The 23,620-nt window shown below is 70.7% G+C and carries 21 protein-coding genes; 19 read left to right on the forward strand and 2 right to left on the reverse strand.

Features of this window, described 5'->3' with window-relative positions:
- Nucleotides 1–44 precede the first annotated feature (44 nt).
- The 14 genes from BWO91_RS03485 to BWO91_RS03550 all read left to right on the forward strand — a co-directional run bounded on the left by BWO91_RS03485 (nt 45) and on the right by BWO91_RS03550 (nt 16,024).
- A complete protein-coding gene (locus BWO91_RS03485; protein ID WP_079001266.1) occupies nt 45–2,627 on the forward strand; it encodes an ATP-dependent Clp protease ATP-binding subunit in 2,583 nt (860 codons plus the stop codon).
- 343 nt (nt 2,628–2,970) lie between these two features.
- Nucleotides 2,971–4,833, forward strand: a complete 1,863-nt coding sequence (dnaK, locus tag BWO91_RS03490; protein ID WP_064297153.1) for a molecular chaperone DnaK — start codon at nt 2,971–2,973, stop codon at nt 4,831–4,833.
- Between the two features lie 2 nt (nt 4,834–4,835).
- On the forward strand, nt 4,836–5,510 hold the full coding sequence (locus BWO91_RS03495) for a nucleotide exchange factor GrpE (protein WP_064297154.1): 675 nt from the start codon (nt 4,836–4,838) through the stop codon (nt 5,508–5,510).
- A gap of 2 nt (nt 5,511–5,512) precedes the next feature.
- Complete coding sequence (locus BWO91_RS03500) at nt 5,513–6,508, forward strand: DnaJ C-terminal domain-containing protein (RefSeq protein ID WP_079001267.1); 996 nt, start codon at nt 5,513–5,515, stop codon at nt 6,506–6,508.
- Nucleotides 6,509–6,538: 30 nt separating this feature from the next.
- Nucleotides 6,539–6,955, forward strand: coding sequence for a heat shock protein transcriptional repressor HspR (locus BWO91_RS03505; protein ID WP_064297156.1), 417 nt, complete (start codon nt 6,539–6,541; stop codon nt 6,953–6,955).
- 69 nt (nt 6,956–7,024) lie between these two features.
- Nucleotides 7,025–7,669 (forward strand): hypothetical protein, encoded by a 645-nt coding sequence (locus tag BWO91_RS03510; protein ID WP_079001269.1) that lies wholly within the window; start codon nt 7,025–7,027, stop codon nt 7,667–7,669.
- Between the two features lie 84 nt (nt 7,670–7,753).
- Nucleotides 7,754–8,146, forward strand: coding sequence for a RidA family protein (locus tag BWO91_RS03515; protein WP_079001271.1), 393 nt, complete (start codon nt 7,754–7,756; stop codon nt 8,144–8,146).
- A 43-nt stretch (nt 8,147–8,189) separates the two neighbouring features.
- Nucleotides 8,190–9,389, forward strand: a complete 1,200-nt coding sequence (locus BWO91_RS03520; protein WP_079001273.1) for a class I SAM-dependent methyltransferase — start codon at nt 8,190–8,192, stop codon at nt 9,387–9,389.
- 193 nt (nt 9,390–9,582) lie between these two features.
- Nucleotides 9,583–10,500, forward strand: a complete 918-nt coding sequence (locus BWO91_RS03525; protein ID WP_079001274.1) for a DUF817 domain-containing protein — start codon at nt 9,583–9,585, stop codon at nt 10,498–10,500.
- Between the two features lie 168 nt (nt 10,501–10,668).
- Entirely contained in the window at nt 10,669–12,390 is a 1,722-nt protein-coding gene (locus tag BWO91_RS03530; protein WP_079001276.1) for a sensor histidine kinase, read from the forward strand.
- 52 nt (nt 12,391–12,442) lie between these two features.
- Nucleotides 12,443–12,727, forward strand: coding sequence for an ATP-dependent Clp protease adapter ClpS (gene clpS / locus BWO91_RS03535; RefSeq protein ID WP_056009029.1), 285 nt, complete (start codon nt 12,443–12,445; stop codon nt 12,725–12,727).
- Nucleotides 12,724–13,293, forward strand: a complete 570-nt coding sequence (locus BWO91_RS03540; protein WP_079001277.1) for a DUF2017 family protein — start codon at nt 12,724–12,726, stop codon at nt 13,291–13,293. The genes clpS and BWO91_RS03540 overlap by 4 nt, the downstream gene beginning before the upstream one ends.
- Nucleotides 13,294–13,345: 52 nt before the next feature.
- Nucleotides 13,346–14,551, forward strand: coding sequence for a glycosyltransferase (locus BWO91_RS03545; RefSeq protein ID WP_079001279.1), 1,206 nt, complete (start codon nt 13,346–13,348; stop codon nt 14,549–14,551).
- Between the two features lie 9 nt (nt 14,552–14,560).
- Nucleotides 14,561–16,024 (forward strand): MGDG synthase family glycosyltransferase, encoded by a 1,464-nt coding sequence (locus BWO91_RS03550; protein WP_079001281.1) that lies wholly within the window; start codon nt 14,561–14,563, stop codon nt 16,022–16,024.
- Between the two features lie 10 nt (nt 16,025–16,034).
- Here the strand turns inward: BWO91_RS03550 and BWO91_RS03555 are convergent, their stop codons facing one another.
- On the reverse strand, nt 16,035–18,293 hold the full coding sequence (locus tag BWO91_RS03555; protein ID WP_079003824.1) for a beta-glucosidase family protein: 2,259 nt from the start codon (nt 18,291–18,293) through the stop codon (nt 16,035–16,037).
- 106 nt (nt 18,294–18,399) lie between these two features.
- Here BWO91_RS03555 and BWO91_RS03560 point away from each other — a divergent pair, with 106 nt between their 5' ends.
- From BWO91_RS03560 to BWO91_RS19585, 3 genes are read left to right on the forward strand one after another with little or no spacing between them, the layout of a single operon-like run.
- Nucleotides 18,400–19,068 carry an ABC transporter ATP-binding protein gene (locus BWO91_RS03560; RefSeq protein ID WP_079001283.1) on the forward strand — a complete coding sequence of 223 codons (669 nt, stop codon included), beginning with the start codon at nt 18,400–18,402 and terminating at the stop codon, nt 19,066–19,068.
- A complete protein-coding gene (locus BWO91_RS03565) occupies nt 19,065–20,039 on the forward strand; it encodes a hypothetical protein (protein WP_079001285.1) in 975 nt (324 codons plus the stop codon). Before BWO91_RS03560 ends, BWO91_RS03565 begins: the two co-directional genes overlap by 4 nt.
- Nucleotides 20,036–20,806 (forward strand): hypothetical protein, encoded by a 771-nt coding sequence (locus tag BWO91_RS19585; protein ID WP_153303374.1) that lies wholly within the window; start codon nt 20,036–20,038, stop codon nt 20,804–20,806. Before BWO91_RS03565 ends, BWO91_RS19585 begins: the two co-directional genes overlap by 4 nt.
- A 112-nt stretch (nt 20,807–20,918) precedes the next feature.
- Here the strand turns inward: BWO91_RS19585 and BWO91_RS03570 are convergent, their stop codons facing one another.
- On the reverse strand, nt 20,919–21,920 hold the full coding sequence (locus tag BWO91_RS03570; protein WP_205847569.1) for an ABC transporter substrate-binding protein: 1,002 nt from the start codon (nt 21,918–21,920) through the stop codon (nt 20,919–20,921).
- Between the two features lie 291 nt (nt 21,921–22,211).
- Between BWO91_RS03570 and BWO91_RS03575 the strand changes: the two genes are divergently transcribed.
- Together BWO91_RS03575 and BWO91_RS03585 are read left to right on the forward strand one after the other, a co-directional pair.
- Nucleotides 22,212–22,781 (forward strand): hypothetical protein, encoded by a 570-nt coding sequence (locus BWO91_RS03575; protein WP_153303375.1) that lies wholly within the window; start codon nt 22,212–22,214, stop codon nt 22,779–22,781.
- Complete coding sequence (locus tag BWO91_RS03585; RefSeq protein ID WP_153303376.1) at nt 22,769–23,608, forward strand: hypothetical protein; 840 nt, start codon at nt 22,769–22,771, stop codon at nt 23,606–23,608. The genes BWO91_RS03575 and BWO91_RS03585 overlap by 13 nt, the downstream gene beginning before the upstream one ends.
- Nucleotides 23,609–23,620 lie beyond the last annotated feature (12 nt).

The following is a 23,620-nucleotide window of genomic DNA, read 5'->3' on the forward strand; positions in this document are numbered from 1 at the left end:
GGACTTGAGCGTACGACACTCAAGTTTGAATCCAGGAGGTTCACGTGCCCGAAGACTTCACCCAGGGCGGCGCAGCAGCAGACGGCGGATCGTCGTCGTTCGACGACTTCCTCGCCCGATACCTCGAGGGCGAGCGGGCGCGTTCGGCGCGGACCATCGACCTCAGCCGCTTCCTCACCGCGCGGACGCAGGAGATCCTGCAGCGCGCCGGCCGGTTCGCGCTCGAGCGCGGCCAGAACGAGCTCGACGCGCTGCACATCCTGCGCGTCATCGTGAGCGAGGAGCCCGCGAAGGACGCCGTCGCGCGCCTCGGCGTCGACCCGAAGGTCATCGCCAAGGCCGCCGAGCAGCGCCTGCCGCAGGCGTCCTCGCCGAGCGTCAAGGACCCGGCCATCACGCCGTCGGCCCAGCGCGCGCTGTTCCACGCCTACCAGGTGGCCCGCGCCGCCGGGTCGACCTACGTCGACCCCGAGCACCTCTTCTTCGCGCTCGTCATCAACCAGGACTCGCCCGCCGGTGAGGTCCTCGCCCGCGCCGGCGTCACGGCGGAGGCGCTGACCCAGGGCATGCGCCAGACCGTCGGCGACCCCGGCGTCGCCACCGACGACCGGGACGACCGCGATGCGGACGACCTCGACTCGGACACCCCGATGATCGACCGCTTCGGCACCGACCTCACGGCGCTCGCCGCCGGCGGGTCGCTCGACCCCGTCATCGGACGTTCCGAGGAGATCGAGCAGACCATCGAGATCCTCTCCCGCCGCACGAAGAACAACCCCGTCCTCGTCGGCGAGGCCGGCGTCGGCAAGACGGCGGTCGTCGAGGGGCTCGCCCAGGCGATCGTCGACGGCGGCGTCCCGGAGCAGTTGCGCGGCAAGCGCGTCGTCTCACTCGACCTGCCGGCCATGGTCGCCGGAACCCGCTACCGCGGTGACTTCGAGGAGCGCCTCACCGGTCTGCTCGACGAGATCGCAGCCAACCGCTCCGAGCTGATCGTCTTCATCGACGAGGTCCACACCGTCGTCGGCGCCGGAGGTTCCGGCGAGGGCGGCATGGACGCCGGGAACATGCTCAAGCCGCGTCTCGCTCGCGGTGAGCTGCACCTCATCGGTGCGACCACGCTCCGTGAGTACCGCGGGATCGAGAAGGACCCGGCGCTCGAACGCCGCTTCCAGCCCGTGCGCGTCGGCGAGCCGTCGATCGAGGACGCCGTCCTCATCCTCGACGGTCTCCGTCCGGCGTACGAGGAGCACCACGACGTCCGCTTCACCGACGACGCCCTCCGCGCAGCCGTCGAGCTCTCGGCCCGCTACCTGCCCGACCGCGTCCTGCCAGACAAGGCCATCGACCTCGTCGACCAGGCCGGAGCCCGGCTGCGGTTGCGGCTCGGGAAGGCGGTCGACGTGAGCGCCCTCGTCGAGGAGCTCGCGACACTCGAGGCGTCGAAGAACGCCGCCGTGTCGGCCGAGCACTACGAGGAGGCCTCGCGCATCCGCGACGAGATCACCGCCGTCCAGGCGAAGCTCGACGCCGCTTCCAGCGGCCCCGGCGCGCGCACCGACCGCGACGCGGTCGTCGACGAGGCGCAGATCGCCGGCGTCGTGTCCCGTGCCACCGGCATCCCGGTCAGTCGGCTCACGGAGGGTGAGCGGGAACGTCTCGCCGGCCTCGAGGACGAACTGCACGCTCGCGTCATCGGCCAGCACGACGCCGTGACCGCGGTCTCGAAGGCCGTCCGTCGCAACCGCACGGGCATGGGGGACGCGAACCGCCCTGTCGGCAGCTTCCTGTTCCTCGGCCCCACCGGCGTCGGCAAGACGGAACTCGCGAAGGCGCTCGCCGGATCCCTCTTCGCGGACGAGCACTCCGTGATCCGCTTCGACATGAGTGAGTTCGGCGAACGTCACACGGTGTCGCGACTCGTCGGTGCCCCTCCCGGGTACGTCGGGTTCGACGAGGCGGGCCAGCTCACCGAGCGCGTGCGTCGGAACCCCTACTCGATCGTGCTGTTCGACGAGATCGAGAAGGCGCACCCGGAGGTCTTCAACCTGCTCCTGCAGGTGCTCGACGACGGTCGCCTGACGGACGGTCAGGGGCGGACGATCGACTTCCGCAACACGGTCGTCGTCATGACGTCGAACCTCGGCTCCGAGTTCCTGACCTCGCGGTCCGGAGCGATGGGCTTCGTGGCCGGTGGCGCCGACGACCCGACGGGCTTCGGCTCCGAGGAGGCGCTGCGTGCCCGGGTCATGGGCAAACTGCGCGAAGCGATGCGTCCGGAGTTCCTCAACCGCATCGATGAGGTCGTCCTCTTCCGCAAGCTCGACCAGCAGCAGCTGCAGGAGATCGTCGGACTGATGCTCGGCCGTACGACCGAGCGGTTGGCCGCACGCGGTGCGTCTCTCGAGACGACTCCGGAAGCGCTCACCCTCCTCGCGGAGCTCGGCTACGAGCCGGAGTACGGGGCACGTCCCCTGCGTCGCCTCATCCAGCGTGAGGTCGACGACCGCATCGCCGAGCTCGTCGTGGGCGGCGGGGTCGGCGACGGCTCGACCGTGCACGTCGACGCGGTCGGCGGGAAGATCGTCGTCACGGAGCGTTCCGTGGTGGTGGTGGACGCCGCCTAGGCGGGGAAATGGATCGACAGGCTCAGGGACCGGACCTCCGGACCCTGGGCCTGTCGTCACTCCCGGATTGTTCCCCGTCTCGGTCCCTGAGCTTGCCGAAGGGCACCTGGGTCGTGGTCACCCTGGCCATCCGCTGGGAGTTGAGCCAGGCGGACTCAACTTTCTTGACGTCGAAACCAGGCCTCGGTAGCATTGAGTCATCGGGGCTCAAGTCTCGACGTCATACCAGCATCACCCCACCAATCAGCTCGGTGCCGAGCTCGTCGAGTCGGCCGGACGCCATCTGCATGCCGCCCGAGTCGACGAGTTCCGAACCGGCAGCCAACACAAGGAGAACCAACACATGGCACGTGCAGTAGGCATCGACCTCGGTACCACCAACTCGGTGGTCGCCGTCCTCGAAGGTGGAGAACCCACCGTCATCGCCAACGCCGAGGGCTTCCGCACCACCCCCTCCGTCGTCGCATTCACCAAGGACGGCGAGGTGCTCGTCGGCGAGACCGCGAAGCGCCAGGCCGTCACCAACGTCGACCGCACCATCGCGAGCGTCAAGCGCCACATGGGCACCGACTGGAAGTTCGACGTCGACGGCAAGAAGTACACGCCGCAGGAGCTCTCCGCCCGCATCCTCGCGAAGCTGAAGCGCGACGCCGAGCAGTACCTGGGCGACACCGTGACCGACGCGGTCATCACCGTCCCCGCCTACTTCAACGACGCCGAGCGTCAGGCCACGAAGGAGGCCGGTGAGGTCGCAGGCCTCAACGTGCTCCGCATCATCAACGAGCCGACCGCCGCAGCCCTCGCCTACGGTCTCGACCGCGGCAAGGAGGACGAGCTCATCCTCGTCTTCGACCTCGGTGGCGGTACCTTCGACGTCTCGCTGCTCGAAGTGGGCAAGGACGACGACTTCTCCACCATCCAGGTCCGCTCCACCTCCGGTGACAACCGCCTCGGTGGAGACGACTGGGACCAGCGCGTCGTCGACTACCTGATCAAGCGTTTCAAGGACTCGACCGGTGTCGACGTCTCGGGCGACAAGATCGCGAAGCAGCGCCTCAAGGAAGCCGCCGAGCAGGCGAAGAAGGAGCTCAGCTCCTCGATGTCGACCTCGATTCAGCTCCCGTACCTCTCCCTCACGGAGAACGGCCCGGCGAACCTCGACGAGACGCTCTCCCGCGCCAAGTTCGAGGAGCTCACGCAGGACCTGCTCGAGCGCACCCGCAAGCCGTTCAACGACGTCATCGCCGAGGCCGGCGTGAAGGTCTCCGACATCGCACACGTCGTGCTCGTCGGTGGATCGACCCGCATGCCCGCCGTCGCGGAGCTCGTCAAGAAGCTCACCGGTGGTCAGGAGCCCAACAAGGGCGTCAACCCTGACGAGGTCGTCGCCGTCGGCGCAGCCCTGCAGGCCGGTGTGCTGAAGGGTGAGCGCAAGGACGTGCTGCTCATCGACGTCACCCCCCTGTCGCTCGGTATCGAGACCAAGGGTGGCATCATGACGAAGCTCATCGAGCGCAACACCGCGATCCCCACGAAGCGGAGCGAGACCTTCACCACGGCCGACGACAACCAGCCGTCCGTCGCGATCCAGGTCTTCCAGGGCGAGCGCGAGTTCACCCGCGACAACAAGAACCTCGGCACCTTCGAGTTGACCGGCATCGCGCCGGCTCCGCGCGGTGTGCCGCAGGTCGAGGTCACCTTCGACATCGACGCCAACGGCATCGTGCACGTGTCCGCGAAAGACAAGGGCACCGGCAAGGAGCAGTCGATGACTATCACCGGTGGCTCGTCCCTCGGCAAGGAGGACATCGAGCGCATGGTCCGCGAGGCCGAGGAGCACGCTGCGGACGACAAGGCCCGCCGCGAGCAGGCCGAGGTCCGCAACAGCGCCGAGCAGCTCGCCTACTCGATCGACAAGCTCATCAAGGAGAACGACGACAAGCTGCCCGAGGACGTCAAGACCGACGTCCAGGCCGATGTCGACGCCCTGAAGAGCGCGCTCGCCGGTGAGGACGAGGACGCGGTGAAGACCGCGTTCGACAAGCTCAACGAGAGCCAGGTCAAGCTCGGCGAGGCGATCTACGCCCAGGCGCAGGCCTCCGAGTCCGCCGCAGGAACCGAGGCCCCGGCTGAGGAGGCGACCTCCGATGAGGACGTCGTCGACGCCGAGGTCGTCGAGGACGAAGACGACAAGGACAAGAAGTAACCATGACTGACGAGAACCAGAACCAGAACCAGGACGATCCCATCATTCGTGACAAGCGACGGATCGACCCGGAGACCGGCGAGGTTCGTCAGCCTGGCACCGAGGGGGTTGACGCCGACGCGTCGGCCCCCTCGGGCGCACCTGCCGAATCCGCCGACGCCGACGCACCGGCCGCCGACGACGAGCTGACCGTCGAGGACATCCTCAACGCGGCTCCCGAGGAGCCTGTTCAGGGCGGCGACCTCTCCCCGGCCGAGCAGCTCGCTGCAGAACGCCTCGGCGACCTGCAGCGCGTCACGGCCGAGTACGCGAACTACCGGAAGCGCACCGAGGCCGGCCGTGAGGTGGAGCGCGAGCGCACCACCGGCGAGGTCGCCAAGGTCCTGCTCCCGGTGCTCGACGACCTCGACCGCGCTGAGAAGCACGGCGACCTCGAGGGTGACGCCCCCTTCACGCAGATCGCGGCCAAGCTCCGCGGCGCTGCCGAGAAGCTCGGGCTGAAGCCGTTCGGAGCGGTCGGCGAGACCTTCGACCCCAACGTGCACGAGGCCATCTTCCAGCAGCCCACGCCGGGCGCCGAGGGCGAGACCGTCCTCGACGTCGTGGAGACCGGGTACCACCTGGGCTCCACCCTGCTGCGCGCCGCGAAGGTGGTCGTCGCGGTCCCGGCGAGCTAGCCATGGCGAGTCAGGACTGGTTCGACAAGGACTTCTACAAGGTCCTCGGCGTCAAGAAGGACGTGACGCCCGCGGAGCTGAAGAAGGTCTACCGGAAGCTGGCCCGGCAGTATCACCCGGACTCCAACCCGGGTGATGCGAAGGCCGAGGCGAAGTTCAAGGAGATCAGCGAGGCCCACTCGGTCCTCGGCGATCCCGAGCAGCGCAAGGAGTACGACGCCGTCCGCGCCATGGGCGGTGGAGCACGCTTCACCGCTCCGGGTGCCGGCGGCGGCCAGGGCGGCTTCGAGGACGTCTTCGGGTCGATGTTCGGTGGTGGTGGCGGTGGTCGCCAGAGCTACAGCTACCAGCAGACCCCGCAGGGGTACGAGGACATCCTCGGCGGCATGTTCGGCCAGGGTGGCTTCGGCCAGACCACCGGTGGCTTCCGCGGCTACGGCGGACCCACGCCCGGCCGCGACATCACCGCGCACACGACGATCGACTTCATCACGGCCACGCAGGGCGACACCATCTCCCTGCAGACCTCCGAGGGACGCACCATCAAGGTGAAGATCCCGGCGGGCGTGTCGGATGGGCAGAAGATCCGCCTGCGCGGCAAGGGGCAGCCGAGTCCGGACGGCGGCGAACCCGGCGATATCGTGGTCACCGTGAGTGTCCGCAAGCATCCCGTGTTCGAACGCGACGGCCTGAACCTCCGCGTCACCGTGCCGGTCACCTTCGTGGAGGCCGCGCTCGGCGCCACGATCGAGGTTCCGACGCTCGGCGGCGACCCCGTCAAGCTGCGGGTCGCCCCCGGTACGCCGAGCGGTCGCGTCCTCCGCGTCAAGGGCCGCGGTGTCGCGACGACGAAGGGCACCGGCGACCTCCTGGCCGTCGTGCAGATCGTCGTCCCGGCGCACCTCGGCGGCGAGGCCAAGGAAGCACTCGAACGGTTCCACGAGCTGGAGCCGAAGGACAACCCCCGCGACGAACTCATCGCTCGGGCTCGGGGCTAGTAACCAGCAGCACACGGAAGGGCAGGGAGCATGGACGAGCATTCGCCGGTCTTCGCGATCGCGATGGCTGCCGAGCTCGCCGGCATGCACCCGCAGACCCTCCGGCAGTACGACCGGCTCGGTCTCGTGTCGCCGACGCGGACCGCCGGGAAGTCGCGCAGGTACTCGATGCGCGACATCGCCCAGCTCCGTGAGGTGTCCAGGCTCAGTGCCGAGGGCGTCAGCCTCGAGGGCATCTCCCGCATCCTGACCCTGGAGAACGAGGTCAGCTCGCTCCAGGGTCGGGTGCGGGAGCTCGAGCACGCGCTCGCCAACGCCCTGCTGCGGACTCCGGGCAACCGGGTGTTCGCCGCAGGCATGGAGGGGAGCGTCGTCCCGATGCGGAGCGGTACCCGCACCCGTCGCCGGACCGAGGTCGTCGTCTGGCGGCCGTCGCTCTCCGAGTGACCGACGAAAGCGCACTCGTGGTCGTCATCCCACATGGATGACGACCACGGGTGCGCGTAGGGTTGGGGCATGAGCGCGCAGCCCGTGGTGACGAAGCCGGACCCGGCGCAGACCGCACCCGCGACGGCCCGGAGGCGGCGCGGCGCCCGGCTGACCGGACTGACCGCCTACCCGCTCATGTACTTCGGTGTCGTCGCCGGCGTGCTTCCGCTGCTGACGCTCGTCGTGGTCGGCGCCCCGATCCTCGTCGGCGTCCTGCTCGGTGCGGGCGAGGCCGAATGGGTCGACGGCTTCTCGCGCGTGTTCGGGTTCATCCTGCTCTTCCTCACACCGCCGTTCGGTGCCTGGGTGTGGGGGTACGTCGCGCTCGGGGTCGTCGCCTTCCTCGGTGGCATCGCCCTCAGCCTGCGGATCCTGCGGCGTCACGGCGTGCGTCGCGCAGGAGCCGTCACGCACTGGGGCATGTGGGCCACCGTCCCGCTGCAGCTCATCTTCGCGGTCATCAGCCTCGTGATCGTGTTCGGTGCGATCGCGTCCGTCCGCGCCGAGGACGCCAGTGGCCTCGAGACCGTCCGCGCCTTCGGACAGGGCGTCGCCATCGCCACGGTCGTCAACCTCCTCGTCTCCGCCGGGCTCGGTGTCCTCGTCTTCCCGGCCGTCCTCCGGGCCGTGAAGGCGGAGAAGCCGGCTCGACGCGTCCGCCGACGCGGCTGACCACTGGACGGTGTCGGTCCCCGGGAGCAGAATCGCTGCATCAGCCGGTCCAGGCTGTGTCGCCGCTCCAGAAGGGAAGCAGCCATGTCCACGCCGCCGGTCGCCGTCGATCCGCCCTCCATGTACACGAGCCCCGCCTTCGCGCAGGGCATGATCCTCCCGGCCGGCCCGACGCTGTTCATCGGCGGGCAGAACGGCGTCGACGCCGAGGGCACACTCCTCGACGGCCTCGGTCCGCAGACGGAACAGGCGCTCCGCAACGTCCTCACGGTGCTCGCCGAGGCCGGCTCCGGGCCGGAGCACGTCGCGAAGCTCACCATCTACCTCGCGCCAGGGATCGATCCGTCCGACGGCTACGCGGCGACCGCGGCGGTCTGGGGTGGTCGCCGGACCGCGGTGACGGTCGTCTCGGTCGCCCCGGCACGCCCGGGAGCGCTCGTCGAGATCGACGCCGTGGCGGCGGTTCCCGCGTCCTGACCGCGCGAACCTGTGCGCACGACCCGCCGGTTACGCTGAGGGGATGCCCGAGTTCTCATTCGACGCGCTGCGCCGGTTCCCCGATCACGAGGCACCCAACCTCTTCGCCGTCGACGCGACCGATCGGCTCCTGCTCGACGAAGCGGCCGAGGCCCTGGCCGGGCGAGTGCCGACGCCCGGCGAGATCATCGTCGTCGGCGACGCCTACGGGGCCCTGACCCTCGGCGCCATCGCGCTCATAGGGGCGACGGACGTCCGGGTCCACCAGGACGCCGCCGTCGGAGAACGTGCCCTCGCAGCCAACGCCGAACGGCTCGGCATCGACGGCGGCTTCCGCAACCTGCCGCTCGGCGAAGAGCTGTTCTCCGGCGCATCGCTCGTCCTCCTCCAGTTGCCCAAGCACCTCGAGGCACTGCACGAGATCGCCGCCGCCGTGGCTCGTTGGAGCGCCGCAGACGTCCGCCTCCTGGCGGGTGGCCGGGTGAAACACCTGACGCCCGCGATGAACGAGGTCCTCGGTCGGAGCTTCTCGACCGTCACCGCGAGCCTCGCCCGGCAGAAGTCCCGGGTGCTCCGCGCCAGCGACCCGGTGACCGCCGCCGTCGAGGGAGAGCGTGACGAGGCCGACACCACGGCCTCGACCGCGCTGCGCACCGAGCACCATGCCGACATCGGCCTGACCATCGCCGCCGCCGGCGCGGCGTTCGCCGGCACGAAGCTCGACATCGGCACCCGCTTCCTGCTCGAGGCGCTGCCGGAGATCGCGCCCGACGCCCGGACGGCCATCGACCTCGGCTGCGGCACCGGCGTCCTCGCGGTGTCGCTCGCCATCGCCCGACCCGAGCTCGCGGTCATCGCGACCGACCAGTCGGCTGCAGCGGTCGCGTCGACCACCGCGACCATCGCCGCCAACGACGGCGCCGACCGCCGACTGGCCGAGCGCATCACGGTGCTCCGCGACGACGGCCTGTCGATGCAGCCGGACGCGTCAGCCGACCTCATCGTCCTGAACCCGCCCTTCCACAGCGGCACCACCGTGCACACGGGCGTCGCGCACGACCTGTTCGCCGAGGCCGCGCGTGTCCTGCAGCCGGGTGGCACCCTCGCCGTCGTGTGGAACTCGCACCTCGGCTACCGGGCGGCGCTCGAGCGGCTCGTCGGCCCGACGACGCAGCTCGCGCGCAACCAGAAGTTCACGGTGACGATCTCGCGCCCCCGGGCCGCCGGCGGGCCGCGTCCGTAACTCCTGCTGCTTGGACCGCTCGACGAGCACCGGCCGCTCAATCGCCGGCATCGTCGACAGTCCGGACGGGCGTTGCAGGAGTCATGTGCGTCAGGCGGCGTTCCAGAGGCGCTCGATGCGCGACGTCGCAGCCCGCGTCGGGGTGGTCCCGACGTCCCAGGTGCGGCGCCGAATGTGCCCGTATGCTGGCCCGATGTCCGAGCCGCCCACCCCCGCAGACGGAGCGGGTCGCGACGCACGTCGGGCGGACCAGCACGAACTGACCGCGGTCGAGCGCTGGATCGACGACCGGGCCAACCGCCTCCTGCGCGACGCCCCCGACGGTGGTGCGCGGGCGAAAGCCGTCGAGTTCCTCGTCTTCGGGGCGAAACAGGCGTGGGCGTGCATCTTCGGCGCAGCGATGCTCGCCGTGATCGTCGCCGCCCGCCTCTGGTACCCCGACGACGCCTGGCTCGCCCGGAACGACGCGCTCGTCATCGCTGCGATCGTCATCCAGGTGGTCATGATCGCCACGAGGCTGGAGACCGGTCGCGAACTCTGGGTGATCGTCCTGTTCCACGTCGTCGGGACGGGTATGGAGCTGTTCAAGACCGGGATCGGGTCGTGGGAGTACGACGGCGGCGGGGTCCTGCACCTCGGCTCCGTGCCGTTGTACACCGGGTTCATGTACGCGGCCGTCGGGTCGTACATGGTCCGCGTGTACCGGCTCTTCGACTTGCGGTTCGACCGCTATCCACGGGTGTGGCTCACGACGATCATCGCCGCCGGCATCTACGTCAACTTCTTCAGCCAGCACTACGTCGTCGATCTGCGATGGGTGCTGCTCGCTGCCGTCCTCCTCGTGTTCGCACGGACGATGATGCACTTCCGCGTGTTCCGTCGGACGCACCGCATGCCCGTGCTGCTGGCGTTCCTGCTCGTGGCCTGCTTCATCTGGATCGCGGAGAACATCGGGACGATCACGGGCGCCTGGCTGTACCCGAATCAGGAGGACGGCTGGCAGCTCGTCCCGCTCACCAAGCTGGTGTCGTGGTTCCTCCTCATGATGATCTCGGTGGTGATGGTCACCTGGGTGTACCCGCCCAAGCGGCCCGATCACGTGCCGACCTGAGCCGCCTGCTGTCAACGGTTTCGGAGCGCGGTCCGCACACCGGGTAGGGTTCGGGAGTGAGCGGCCCGAGCCCGGTGATCGCTCGTCCCCTTCCGGAGAGCAGCCATGGCCCAGCGTCAGCCCCAGGATCCACGATTCCGTGATCGTGGCGGCGCCCGGCCAGCCCCCATGCAGGCGGGTCACGTTCAAGCCGGCCCGGCCCGGCCCGCCCCGGCTCGACCTGCCGCCGGTCCACGACCCGCGTCGCCGGCCGTCGGCATCTCCGTCCCGGCGGCGGCCGCCGCGCCCCTCCCGCGGACGAACCACCTCTTCGCCGGAGCGCAGTTCGCGTTCATCGCCTCGATCCTGATGCTCGGGCTGTACATCGGCCTGACCTCGACCTGGACCCTGCTGGAGCCCGACTTCCTCATCGGGCTCTCCCTGACGGCCGCGGCCACGTCCCTGCTCTTCGCCGTGCCACCGTCCGGCGCGCTCCGTGGCCTGCTCGTGCTGGTGCCGACCATCGACATCCTCGCCGTCGGCTTCTTCCGCGACACCCTGCCGAACCTGCCGACGTCGGGTCTCCTCATCGTGATCCCGGTCCTCTGGCTCGCGGGTGGGTTCGGGGTCTCGGCCCTGCCCGTCCCGGTCTTCGGAGCGATCTTCGTCTCCCTCATCCCGGTGGCGCGCGCCGGTGCATGGCCGACGACGCCGGGCGGGTGGGGTGCGATCTGCATCCTGCCGGCCCTCGTCCTCATCATGACCGTCACCGTGCATCTGGCCGCGCGTCAGCTCCGCGCCCATGAGGGACGGGCGCGTATCGCCCTCGCCGCGGCGACGGAGGCGGCGGCCATCGCGACGACGGTCTCGGAGTCGGTCGACGCCGCCGTCGCCTTCTTCCGGCCCGACGGCACGGCGGCGCTTCGCAACGAGGCCACGTACGAGCAAGCCGAATTGGCCGGGTTCGACCGGAAGACCCGCGCCGGTGTCCACGTGTACGGACCGGACCGGAAGACTCGGGTGTCGCCCGAGAAGCAGGTCATCAACCGGGCGCTGCGCGGGGAGAGCTTCCGCGGCGAACTGTATTGGATCGGCGAGCCGGGAGACCAGCGCGCCATCATCGGCAACGCGAGACAGGTGCACACCGACGACGGCACCTTCGTCGGCACCATCACGGTCGGGCACGACGTCACCGACCTCGCCAATGCGTTGGCGCTGCGCGAAGCGTTCCTCATCGACGTCTCGCACGAGCTCCGCACCCCGTTGACGTCGATCATCGGCTACCTCGACCTCCTCACCGAGGGACATGACCTCCGGCAGCTCGGACTGGAGCGCGAGGTCTCGACGATCCAGCGCAACGCGGAGCAGCTGTACGCGATCATCGGCGACCTGCTCGCGGCGGGGGACGCCGAGATGCGGGTGCGCATCGCCCTCACCGACGTCGCCGACATCGCCCGGGCGAGCGCGGCCGCGATCCTGCCGCAGGCGTCGGAGGCCGGTGTCGCCGTTCGGGCCGAGATCCCTCCCCACGTGGAACTGGAGGGCGACGGCGGCCGGCTCCGCCAGGTCCTCGACAACCTGCTGTCGAACGCGGTGAAGTACACCCCGCGGGGTGGACGGGTCGCGGTGACCGTCGCGGTGGACGGCGAGACCTGCACCGTCAACGTCGCGGACACCGGCATCGGCATCTCGCCGGACGACCAGCGGCAGCTCTTCGATCGCTTCTTCCGGGCCAGGGAGGTCCGCGACGACGCGCGGCCAGGCGTCGGACTCGGGCTGTCGATCGTGAAGTCCATCACCGAGGCGCATCATGGTTGGATCACCGTGTCCAGCCGCCCGGGCCGCGGCTCCACCTTCACCGTGACCCTGCCGCTCCGCCAGCCGCGCGCCGGCGCACCGTCCGCTTCCTGAGTCGGACCCAGGCAGGGAGGCGCTTCGGCACGCATCGTGGGAGGCTTGGAGGATGGCGCAGATCCTCGACCAGCCGATCGTCGACGAGGCGACCCTCACCATGCAGCCGTGGGTCACCATCGTGTGGAACGACCCGGTGAACCTCATGTCCTACGTCTCGCTCGTGTTCCGCAGCTACTTCGGTTACACGCACGAGGAGGCGGAGCGACTCATGCTCGCCGTGCACCACGAGGGCCGCGCGGTCGTCGCGACCGGCAACCGCGAGGAGATGGAGCGCCACGTCGAGGCCATGCACGGGTACGGGCTCTGGGCCTCGCTCGCGAAGGCCGACGCATGAGCGCCTTCGTCCGTCCGCCCCTCGGACCCGTCGTGCTCCGCCTCGACGAGCAGGAGACCTCGATCCTCGAGCAACTGGCGAGCCAGCTCGTCGACATGCTCGAGGACGCGACGCGCGCCGGGCTGGCGACCGCCGTGGAGCTCGACCCCGCCATGGCGCGACTGGTGCCGGAGGGGTACCGCGACGATCCCGAGGCCGCCGCGGAGTTCCGACGCTTCACCGCCGACGACCTCGTCGGCGGCAAGGTGACCGCGGCGCGGACCGTCCTGGCGGCGCTCACCGCCGACGCGTCCGATGCGGGTCAGCCGACCGAGGTCCCGGCGGGGCACGAGGACGGTGCAGCCGTGACCCTCGAGGGTGAGACGGCCTGGACCTGGCTACGGTTCCTCAACGACACCCGGCTCACCATCGCGGCTCGACTCGGCATCGAGGAGGACGACGCGGAGCCGTTCGACCCGTCCCCGACGACGTCGGACGACGAGCAGGACCCGCAGCTCATGATGGCGATCTACGCCTGGCTCGGGTACCTGCAGGAGTCGATCGTCGCCGTCCTCGACGAAGCCTGAGTCGCGGCGCCGGACACCTCGGACCCTGGTGCCACGGGTAGCCTTGGTGACCATGCACATCCTCGTCTTCAGCGACCAGCACCCCGAGTCGTCCGGCGGGGCCCAGGTCTCGATCCGACTGCAGCGGCGCTTCCTGGAGGCCGCGGGGCACACCGTCACGGTGTGCTCACCGCGGATGCACCAGGCGCACGACGACGACCCGCACTACCTCGACACCCCCTCGATCCCCATCACGCTCGACCGCGAGTACTCGATGACCGTGCCCGGCCGGCTCACCGACCGCTGGCTCGACGCACGCCTGGCCGAGCTGCCCCCGGTCGACGTCGTGCACGTGCAGGCCGACTTCTGGCAGGCGCTCACGGCCTACCGCTACGTCGAACGGCACGGGATCCCGGCGCTCCACACCATGCACAACCGCATGGACGTCGGCATCGAGCAGACCATGCCGGCGCCGGGCCTCGTCGTCGGAGCCCTGTCCTGGTGGCAGCGCAGAGTCCTCCGGCCGCGGCTCTCGACCCTGCCCACGGGCGTCTGGTCCTACCTGCAGGAGTTCGCCAAGCGTGCTGCCGTCGTCATCGCGCCGTCGCACCACTTCGCACGCGTCCTCCGCGAGCAGGGCGTGACCGCCCACGCCGAGGTCCTGTCGACGGGCGTCGACGACGCGGTGCTCGACGAGATCCTCGACGAACGCGCGACCACGCTCCACGTACCGCACCGGCTGCCGTCGTTCGTGTGGATCGGCCGCTTCAGCCAGGAGAAGCGGCTCATGGAGTTCCTCGAGGCGGTCCGGCTCGCGGACGTCGACGCGGTGTTCCGCCTCTACGGGGCCGGACTCCTGCTCGCGAAGGCCCAGGCGTTCGTCGCCGAACACGACCTCGCCGACCACGTCGTCTTCGCCGGACGTGTCTCCTACCCCGACTCGCTGCGCGCCATCGCCGACGCCGATGCGCTGGTGCAGACGTCGATCGGGTTCGAGACGCAGGGCATGACCGTGTTCGAGGCGGCCGCACTCGGCACACCGTCGATCATCAGTGACCCGAACATCGCGGCGGAGCTCCCCGCCGACTCGATGTGGCAGCCGACGGACGGTGGGGTCGAGGCGCTCGCCGAAGCGATCCGCCGCGCCGTCGCCGACGTCGAGGCGGGTACCGCGCCCGTCGTCGCACCGGGCCTCGCCCGCACCCTGCGCCAGTCGACGCAGACCACCCGCCTCATCGCCCTGTACGAGGCAGCCCTGGCGCCGGAGGCCGCGCGCTAGCATCGGCTCATGCGCAGGACATCGAAGCAGCAGCCCGGGCCGGACGGCGTGGAACGCGTCCTGATCCTCTCGGCCGGGGTCGGGTCCGGACACAACAGCGCGGCCGCCGCCGTGGAACAGGCGTGCGCCGGGCGTCCCGACGTCACCGAGGTCGAGGTCCTGGACGTCCTGCAGGCGAGTACCTCCCTGTACCGCGACGTCCTCGGCAAGGGGTACTTCGTGCTCGTCGAGGAGACGCCCTGGCTCGTGGAGTGGGGCTACGACCTCAGCGACGCACCGTTCCGTCGTCGCGGTCCGCTCGACCCCTGGACGCGGGCGAACGCGATGCCGGTGGTGAGCGCGATCAAACGCTTCCGGCCCACGGCGATCATCTGCACCCACTTCCTCCCGGCCCAGTTGCTGGCCTCCCTCATCCTGCGAGGCGCCGTCGACGCCAGGACCGCGGTCGTCACCACGGACTACGACTTCCAGGGGCTGTGGCTGACGAGCGCCTTCCACGCGCTCTTCCTCGCTCGGGAGGAGGGACGGGTCCAGCTGACGGCCCTGGGGCTCCCGCCCGACCGGGTCGTGGCTTCGGGGATCCCCATCGCCGCCCAGCCGAGCGGCCCGGCCGAGCGCGACCCGGCGGCACCGCCCATGTTGCTCATCTCGGCCGGTGCGTCCGGCGGTGACTACGCGCTCGCGGTCGTCCGACAGACACTGCACCTCCGGTCGCCGTTCACCGCCACGATCGTGTGCGGGCGGAACGAGGCGCTGCGGCGGAGCGTCGAGGACCTCATCACGCCCGGCGACGACCGCTACACCGTGCTCGGCTTCACCGACGAGATGCCGCAGCTCCTGCGCCGAGCCGACCTGTTCATCGGCAAGCCCGGAGGACTGTCGGCGTCGGAGTGCATGGCCGCCGGTCTGCCGATGGTGCTCGTGAACCCCATCCCCGGGCAGGAGGTGCGCAACGGCGACTACCTCATGGAGCAGGGCGCCGCCGTCCGGTGCAACACCGCGACGACGATCGGGTGGAAGATCGACGGGATCCTCGGCGAGCCGGGGCGTCTGGCGCGAATGCAGGCCGCAGCCCGACGGGTCGGTCGCCCCGACGCGGCTCGCGACGTCGTCGACCGGCTGCTCGACGGACCGGCGCGACCGTTCGTCGTGACCCGGGCGGCGCAGAAGACGATCTTCGACGCGAGCGCGCGGCGGGTGGTCGCGAGCGAGCTCGAGGGAGAGTCGGCCCTCGTGCGTCTCGTCGACCCGGCGGCGTCCAGCACGGTGGCGCTGCTCCGGGCCGGGGAGCTGGACGACCTGCAGCAGCGCTACACCGGGCCGGACGGCACCCTCGTGCTGCGACGCGACGACGCCGTGCTCTCCGTCCGGCGTGACACGCAGCGTCTGCTCCGCGCCGTCCTCGGACGTGACGACGAGCTGGCCGTGCGGGTCGAGGGCCTCGCCGACCTCGAACCGGCCGGCCCGAGCTGATCGGATCGGGTCAACCGACGGTGTCCGGCAGTCGGGCGGGGTCGTCGTCGAGGCCGCTGTCACCGGACCGCAGCGGGACCGCCGCCGCCCAGGTCGACGGGCTGTGCTGGGCGGCCTGCAGGGCCCAGTCGCCGGCGCGGGCCGACCAGCGGCGGGTGACCGGGTCGCGTTCGAGCGTCGGTGTCGGATCGAGGACGACCCGGACGACGCGTTCCTCGCCCGCCTGCAGGGTCACCTTCCGGAACCCGAGGAGCTGGGCGACCGGTCGATCGAGTGCGCTGTCGGCGGCGTAGAGCTGGACGACGGTCGACCCCTCGCGGTGACCGGTGTTCGTCACGAGGACCTCGGCGGTCCCGCCGGTGTCGTCGAACCGGTGCCCGAGCAGGCGGTGGTCGATCGTCGTGTACCCGAGGCCGAAGCCGAACGGGAAGGCCGGCGTGTGACCCTCCTCGTCCAAGCGTCGCTGGCCCCAGCGGTCGTCGTACACGACAGCTTTCGCCTCGCGGTCGAACGGCGGCAGGTGTGCCGGATCGGTCGGGATCACGAAGGGCAGTCGCCCGCCGGGCTCGACCACGCCGGTCAGGACATCGGCGACCGCTCGACCGCCCTCCATCCCGCCGTACCAGGCGAGGACGAGGGCCGGGACGCGGTCGCGCCAGGCCTCGGTCAGGATGGCGCTCCCGCCGACGAGTACGACGACCGTGCGCGGGTTGGCTGCGGCGACGGCCAGGATGAGGCGTTCGTCCGAGGGCCGGAGGCGGAGCGAGGTGCGGTCGCCGCCGCGCACGAACCGCGACGCCAGGTGCGCGACGCCCGTGATGGCGCTGCGGAGTCGACCCGAGTCCAGGGCCGCTCCGAGGACACCGACGTCGACGCCGCCGGTGACGACCGACTCGCCCTCGTCGTGCTGGTCGAAGCCGACGACGACGACGGCCGTGTCGGCGGCCGCCGCCGCAGCGACCGCGGCCCGTACGTTCCCGGCCGGGGCGGTCGTGATCTGCGTGTCGGGGAGTGCCTCACGGAGCCCCTGCAGCGGCGAGACGGTGGTCGGCGGACGGACGCGCGACGAGCCGTGGTCGCCGAGGTTCGCCCGGTCCGCGAGACGACCGACCACCGCGATCCGACGGGTCGTCGCCGACAGGGGGAGGAGCGGTACGCCGTCGTCGACCGGGCGGTTGGCGAGGAGCACGATCGACTCCTCGGCGACGTGCCGGGCGAGCGCGCGGTGGGCCGAGCCGGCGACGACGTCCGCCGAGGGCTGCGGTTCGGTGCGGGTCGCGGCGTGCAGGAGGGTCGTCCGCAGGATGCGCCTGGCCGAGCGCAGGACGGTGGCGTGCTCGAGGGTGCCGGACCGCAGAGCGGCGGGCAGCTCGTGCGCCCGTCGCAGGCGGAGGGGCATCTCCACGTCCATCCCGGCCTCCAGGCTGCCGACGGCGTCGTGCGTCCCGAAGACCCAGTCGCTCGTCACGAAGCCCGTGAAGCCCCACTCCTCCCGCAGCACCTCGGTGAGCAGCGGACGGTTGACGTCCATGTACTCGCCCCGCACCCGGTTGTAGGCGCTCATGACCGAGTCCGCGCCGGCGTCGATCACGGCTTTGAAGTGCGGCAGGTACACCTCGTGCAGTGCGTGGTCGTCCACCGAGACGTCGACCTCGAACCGCTCGTCCTCCATGGAGTTGAGCGCGAAGTGCTTCACGCACGCCATCGTGTGGACGCGGACGCCGCGGGTCATGGCCGACCCCATCCGGCCGGTCAGCACCGGATCCTCGCCGTAGCACTCCTGGGCGCGGCCCCACGCGGGATGGCGGAGGAGGTTGACGCAGACGGACGCCGAGTAGTTCGCCCCGCGGATCCGCGTCTCCGCACCGATCGCCTCACCCACCTGCTCCTCGAGCACCGGGTCCCAGGTGGCCGCCCGCGCCATCGTCACGGGGAACGCGGTGGACTCGCCGATGACGACACCGCGGGCGCCGTCACTGAACCGGATCCCCGGGATTCCGAGCCGCGGGACGGCTCCGGCCACGAACGGACGCCGGTGGAGCAGCACGGGGATCAGCGGGAGGAGTCGGCGCGGGGAGTCGCCGTCGAGCAGCCCCAGGAGTTCCGCGTCGGTCAGCCGCTCGATCAGTCGTTCGGCGCCTGCGTCGGCGTCGAGGCGTCCGGCGCGGATCTCCCGCACGACCTCGTCGTAGGTGTCGCCCTCGGGTGGTCCGCCTGCGCGGCGCTGCTTCGGCGGACGCGCGTTCCGGCGCCCGGTGACGATTCCCATGCTCTGCATTCTGCACCCTCGACCGGCATGCTGAGCCCCGACAGCCGACCGCACGATCAGCCGCGCGGCGGAGGACACCTCGGCGGGCGCCTGCGAGGATGGGACGATGTCGGGACACGAGGGGGAGTCGGTTGCCGCGCTGCAGCCGCTGATCGAGGCGGACGGCGTCGGAGCGGTGATCGACGGGGAGACCCTGCTGGCGCCCACGGACATCCGGGTCGAGCCGGGGATGGCGCTCGCCGTCCGGGGGCGGAACGGATCGGGCAAGACGACCCTGTTGCGGATCCTCAGCGGACGGCTGCGTCCGTCGAGCGGGACGGCGACGATCGGCGGCCGGACCATCGACGACCGCGACCGCACGGTGCGTCGCTCCGTCTCAGCCCTCATCGGCACCCCGGCCTACGCGCCGGACCTGACGCTGCGTGAACACCTGCGCTACATCTCGACGACGTGGGGTGTGACCGGGCAGGCGGCGGACGACGCAGCCGACGAGCTGCTCGCGGCGTTGCACATCGACACGCTCGCGCGCCGCTTCGCCACCGAGCTGTCCTCGGGGCAGTCGCAGCTGTTCGCCCTGGCGACGGCGCTCGTCCGGCCCTTCGACGTCCTCGTGCTCGACGAACCTGAGCAGCGCCTCGACGCCGAGCGGCGTGGCCTCGTCGCCGACCGCATCCTGCTCGCGAAGGAGCGCGGGGCGGCGATCGTCTTCGCGAGCCACGACGCCGGGCTCGTCGAACGGGTCGCGGACGAGGCGATCACGGTCGAAGCCCCGTGAGCACCGGCTCCGGGCGCATCACGCGCGACGACCGTCGGATCCTCCGCGCCGGTCGGGCGGTGCTCGCCGCGCGCGACGGGCGTCCGCGGCTCACCGATGTCGCGTTCGTCGTCTACGCCGCGCTGCTCGTCGCGCTCATCGTGGGCGCTCCGCTCGTGCGGTTCGCAGTCCTCGGACTGATCGAGCCGGACGCCGCGGGCGTCGTGGCGGCCGTCCGGCCCGGGGCGGTCGCGCTGCTCTCGGCGATCGCGACGATCGTCGTCGTGCTCGGGGGTCGGACGAGGGGAGCGGTCGTGCCGAGGCCGGCGGCGGTGCAGTTCCTCGCCGATTCGCCATTGCCGCGTCGGCTCACGCTGCGTCGTCCTTTCGTCGCCTCAGCGCTCGCGCTCTCAGGGCTCTCGGTCCTCGTGGCCGGGGTGGTCGGCTTGTCGCGACTCCTGGTGCCCGGGGAGCGGGCGACCGTCTCGGCCGGAGTGGCCGCCGACACGGCCTCGGTGATCGGTATGACCGGACCGACCGTGCCCGCCGCCGTGGTGGCGTTCGTGATCGGTGCCGTGGGCTTCTCGCTGCTCCTCGCGGTGGCGTGGCTGCTCGGTCAGCACGGTTCGCGACGGACGGTCGCCGCCGTCGTCATCGTCGCCGGTGTGGGCGGAGTGCTCGGTCTCCTCGTCCCCGGCATGCTGCTCGTCTCCCCGTGGGGTTGGCTGGGGCTCCTCTGGTCGCCGGTCGCGGGCGGTGTCGAGAGCATGGTGCTCGGTGGCGCACTCGCGACGGGGGACTGGGCGGGGCTCTTCACCTGGGGTGGCGGCGGTGGCTGGTTCGCGTCGGTGGGGTGCCGGTGTACTGGTGGCCGGCGGTCGCGCTCGTCGTGCTCGGGTCGGTCTCCCTCCTGCTCGTCCCGAGGGCACTGGACGGACTGCGGAGCGGACCCCTCCTCGACCAGGCGCTGCGCTGGCAGCGGGTCGGGATGATGCTGCAGAGCGGTGACGCCTCGGGTGCCGTCGGCGGGCTGCGAGTCTCCCCGACGAGCGGTCGCCGTGTCCCGCTGCGGATGACCGGGCCGTTCTGGCTCGTCGTCCTCCGGCGGTCGATCGTCGGAGCTCGGCGGACACCCGGGCGGGTCGCCCTCGGTTCCCTCATCCTGGCGGTGTCCGGTGCGGCGGTCGGTCTGTCCTTCGGACTCCCGGACGGTGTGCGGTGGATGCTCGCCGTCCCCGCGGCGTTCCTCGCCTACCTCGCCGTGGGCGTCTGGTGCGACGCCGTGCGGCACGGGGTGGAGAGCGCCGGGACGCCGACGCTCTACGGCCGGAGCCCGCGGTCGCTCGTCTTCGCCGGAGCCGTCGCCCCGCTGCTGGCCGCGGTCGTGATCGGTGGGGTCGGTGCCCTGCTCGGGGTGCTCGCCTCCGCGGCACCGGGCGGGATGACCCTCCTCCAGCCGCTCGGGTGGTGGCTGCTGCTCGCGGTCTGGATCGTCGTGCTCCGCACGTTCGACGCCGCGAAGGGACCGCTGCCGATCCTGCTGCTCATGCCCGTCCCGACGCCGTTCGGCGACGCCTCCTCGCTGAACGTCCTGCTCTGGCAGTCGGACGCCGTCCTGCTGTCGCTCCTCGTCGGCGGTGGGCTGACGGCGCTGGCGCCGGTGGCGCCGGGCGCGGCCGTCGTCCTGCTGGTGGGAGTGCTCGTGATCGTCGCGGCGCTGGGGTTCGCGCGGCTGCGGAAGTTGTCCCGGCCGGCCTGAGCGGCGGCGCGTGCAGCGCGAGAACAGGACAACAGCGCGAGAGCCGGACGGAAGACGCGACTCCGTCCGGCTCTCGCGCGGATCTCCTGCTGTGGTGCTGGTGGGCTGGACTCTACTTCGCGACCTTGGCGGCGGCCTCGGCGAGCTTCGGGACGAGCTGCTCGAGGACGACGGGGATGCTCAGTACGGACGCCGCGCTGTAGGCCTGCGTGAGCTCGTCGGCGGGGTCGAGGACGATCGCGCGACCGTCCTGCACCACGGGGAGGCTCGCGAGGAGCGGGTCGGCGGTGGTGTCCGCTGCGCTGAACCCGATCGGGAGGAGGACGGCGACGTCGGCGTCGAACGCGGACACCTGCTCGGCGGAGACCGCCGCATAGAAGCCGGAGGCATCGAGGTCGAGGACGGCCGGGTTCTGCTGGAAGCCGAGGTCGGCGAGGATGTCGAAGCGACCGTCGCCCTCGAGGTAGGCGCCGTAGGCGTCGCCGAACTTCGTCGCGGCGACGGTGGTGAGCCCCGCGAACTCCTGGTGCAGGTCGGCGGCCTCGTTGATCGACTGCTTCGTGGCCGAGACGAGCGCGTCACCCTCCTGGGTCTTCCCGAGCGCGGCGGCGACCTGCTCGAGCTGGACGTCCCACGGGGTCGCGAACGCGGCGGTCCCCTTGGGTGCGAAGACGGTCGGGGCGATCTCCGAGAGCCGCTCGTACTGCTTCTCGTCACCGGCGGAACGGGTGTTGAGGATGAGATCGGGTTCGAGCGCCTGGATCTGCTCGTAGTTGACGGTGTCACCGCTGTCCTCGATGATCTCGGGGGTCACGTCGCCGAAGAGGTCGGTGGCCCACGGGCCGACGGCCTTGTTGTCGGCGCCGAAGGACTGCCAGTCGTACACGCCGACGGGCACCACGCCGAGGGAGAGCGCCATCTCCGCGTCGGACCAGCCGAGGGCGACGACGGTGAGGTCGCCCGCGGGCTCCGGGACGGTCACCTCGCCGAACATGGTGTCGACGGTGCCGAGCGTGCCGGTGGAGGCGTCGTCGGTGGAGGACCCGGCGGTGCAGCCGGCGAGGGCGAGGCCGGCGACCGCGAGGGCGGCGACGGCGGTGAGGGTGCGGGGCATGCGGCGCATGTTCTGCTTTCCGTTGAGGACGTGGGGTATGAGGTAAGCCTAAGCTTCCCAAGTCACGTCCCGGTAACGCTTGTGCTGGGGCCAGCGCGGTGCGCTGACGTGAGCGCGGGTCACTGACGCGAGCGCGCCCCTCCGGAGACCCGCGGTCACGTCCCCAGGGGTGCGCTCACATCAGCGCACCGCGCTGGCACGCGGACCAGTCCGCGCGACATATGTCCGTGTAGGCATATCTGCTCTGTGGATAACCCTGGACTGGAGTCTGGGCGCGCGTAGCGTCGAGGGATGCCACGGACCTCTCGCTCTCGCTCCGCCTCCACGATCGTTCTCACGGCGGGAGTGCTCGCCCTCACCGCGTGCACCGGACCTGATCCTGCGCCGCCCCCGAAGAGCTCGCCGCCGGTCTTCGAAAACGAGGAACAGGCACTGGCGGCCGGCACCGAGGCTTACGAGAGCTACTTGAGTGTGTGGAACCGGGTCGTCGCAGATGGCGGAGTCGATGCTGCTCGCATCGATGAGGTGACGACCGGAGAGCTCCGAACATTCGAGAACGAGAGCCTGTCCAAGCTCAAGGAGCTCGGATGGACGTTCTCCGGCGCGGCTTCGCTGGAGGTGTTCACGATCAGCGACTGGTACTCGAAACCTGACGCAGCGGGCGTCCTCATCATTGGATCCGCCTGCGTGGACATGACTGGCCTGCACGCAATGGATGGGGCAGGAGAGTCGGTCATCAAGCCTGAACGCCCAGCGAAGCGCACCTGGGCAGTTCATATTGCTCCGGGTGCTGCTGATCAACCGCCCTACGTGCTGGCGAAGCACGAAGTCATCAAGGAGGGGTCCTCATGCGGAGAGTAGGTACTGCGCTGGCCGTCGGGCTCATGCTTGTGGGCGGCGTCGGGTTAGCATCCGCCGCCGTCGCCGCCAGCTGCGATGCTGGCGGGGCCATTTCGGGCGCTTGCATCGGCAACGGTTCGGTCGACATCGGTGGCAGCGTCGAACGCCCTGGCACCGGCGGTGGTTCCGGTGGCGGGACGGGCGGAGACAGCGGTGGTGGCGGTTCGGCCGAGTTGCCACCCGGGGTGACCGACGGTCCTAACGGTGAGCGGACGGTCTGCAGCCTCATGCGGCCGGACGAGTGTTACACCTTCACGCCCGGGGACCTCGGCACCGACCTCGGAGCAGCACCCGCCGCACAGCCCGTCACGATCCGCGACGTCGCCAGCTTCGCCCCCGCCCCACCGACCGTCACCACCGAACCCAACGCCTGGGGTGTCCGCGGGCTCCACACCAACGTCATCGCCGGCGCCTCCGGACACACCCGCACCGGCACCCTCCTCGGCCAGGTCGCGGAGGTGCACTTCATCCCCGTCGGATTCACCTTCGACTACGGCGACGGCGACACGACCACCACCCGGACCGGTGGATCCAGCTGGGCCGCCCTCGGGCTCGCGGAGTTCTCCAAGACCCCCACCAGTCACCGCTACACGACGGTCGGGACCAAGACCATCACCGTCGACGTCGAGTACGCCGCCGAGTACCGCATCGGCGACAGCGGCTGGCTCCCCGTCATCGGGACCCTGCCGATCCCGACCGAAGAACCCCACACGGTCCAGATCGTCCGCAACTCCACCATCGGCGTCGACAAACCCTGCCGACCCGGCACACCCGCCATCGGCTGCTGACGCACGCCAGCA

It is taken from the genome of Plantibacter flavus (assembly GCF_002024505.1).
Classification (GTDB): Bacteria; Actinomycetota; Actinomycetes; order Actinomycetales; family Microbacteriaceae; genus Plantibacter; species Plantibacter flavus_A.

Bases quoted from the DNA above. Each gene is read 5' to 3' on its own strand.
- dnaK (WP_064297153.1), top strand. From the start codon at position 2,971: ATGGCACGTGCAGTAGGCATCGACCTCGGTACCACCAACTCGGTGGTC.
- BWO91_RS03495 (WP_064297154.1), top strand. From the start codon at position 4,836: ATGACTGACGAGAACCAGAACCAGAACCAGGACGATCCCATCATTCGT.
- BWO91_RS03500 (WP_079001267.1), top strand. From the start codon at position 5,513: ATGGCGAGTCAGGACTGGTTCGACAAGGACTTCTACAAGGTCCTCGGC.
- BWO91_RS03505 (WP_064297156.1), top strand. From the start codon at position 6,539: ATGGACGAGCATTCGCCGGTCTTCGCGATCGCGATGGCTGCCGAGCTC.
- BWO91_RS03510 (WP_079001269.1), top strand. From the start codon at position 7,025: ATGAGCGCGCAGCCCGTGGTGACGAAGCCGGACCCGGCGCAGACCGCA.
- BWO91_RS03515 (WP_079001271.1), top strand. From the start codon at position 7,754: ATGTCCACGCCGCCGGTCGCCGTCGATCCGCCCTCCATGTACACGAGC.
- BWO91_RS03520 (WP_079001273.1), top strand. From the start codon at position 8,190: ATGCCCGAGTTCTCATTCGACGCGCTGCGCCGGTTCCCCGATCACGAG.
- BWO91_RS03525 (WP_079001274.1), top strand. From the start codon at position 9,583: ATGTCCGAGCCGCCCACCCCCGCAGACGGAGCGGGTCGCGACGCACGT.
- BWO91_RS03530 (WP_079001276.1), top strand. From the start codon at position 10,669: ATGCAGGCGGGTCACGTTCAAGCCGGCCCGGCCCGGCCCGCCCCGGCT.
- clpS (WP_056009029.1), top strand. From the start codon at position 12,443: ATGGCGCAGATCCTCGACCAGCCGATCGTCGACGAGGCGACCCTCACC.
- BWO91_RS03540 (WP_079001277.1), top strand. From the start codon at position 12,724: ATGAGCGCCTTCGTCCGTCCGCCCCTCGGACCCGTCGTGCTCCGCCTC.
- BWO91_RS03545 (WP_079001279.1), top strand. From the start codon at position 13,346: ATGCACATCCTCGTCTTCAGCGACCAGCACCCCGAGTCGTCCGGCGGG.
- BWO91_RS03550 (WP_079001281.1), top strand. From the start codon at position 14,561: ATGCGCAGGACATCGAAGCAGCAGCCCGGGCCGGACGGCGTGGAACGC.
- BWO91_RS03555 (WP_079003824.1), bottom strand. From the start codon at position 18,293: ATGGGAATCGTCACCGGGCGCCGGAACGCGCGTCCGCCGAAGCAGCGC.
- BWO91_RS03560 (WP_079001283.1), top strand. From the start codon at position 18,400: ATGTCGGGACACGAGGGGGAGTCGGTTGCCGCGCTGCAGCCGCTGATC.
- BWO91_RS19585 (WP_153303374.1), top strand. From the start codon at position 20,036: ATGATGCTGCAGAGCGGTGACGCCTCGGGTGCCGTCGGCGGGCTGCGA.
- BWO91_RS03570 (WP_205847569.1), bottom strand. From the start codon at position 21,920: ATGCCCCGCACCCTCACCGCCGTCGCCGCCCTCGCGGTCGCCGGCCTC.
- BWO91_RS03575 (WP_153303375.1), top strand. From the start codon at position 22,212: ATGCCACGGACCTCTCGCTCTCGCTCCGCCTCCACGATCGTTCTCACG.
- BWO91_RS03585 (WP_153303376.1), top strand. From the start codon at position 22,769: ATGCGGAGAGTAGGTACTGCGCTGGCCGTCGGGCTCATGCTTGTGGGC.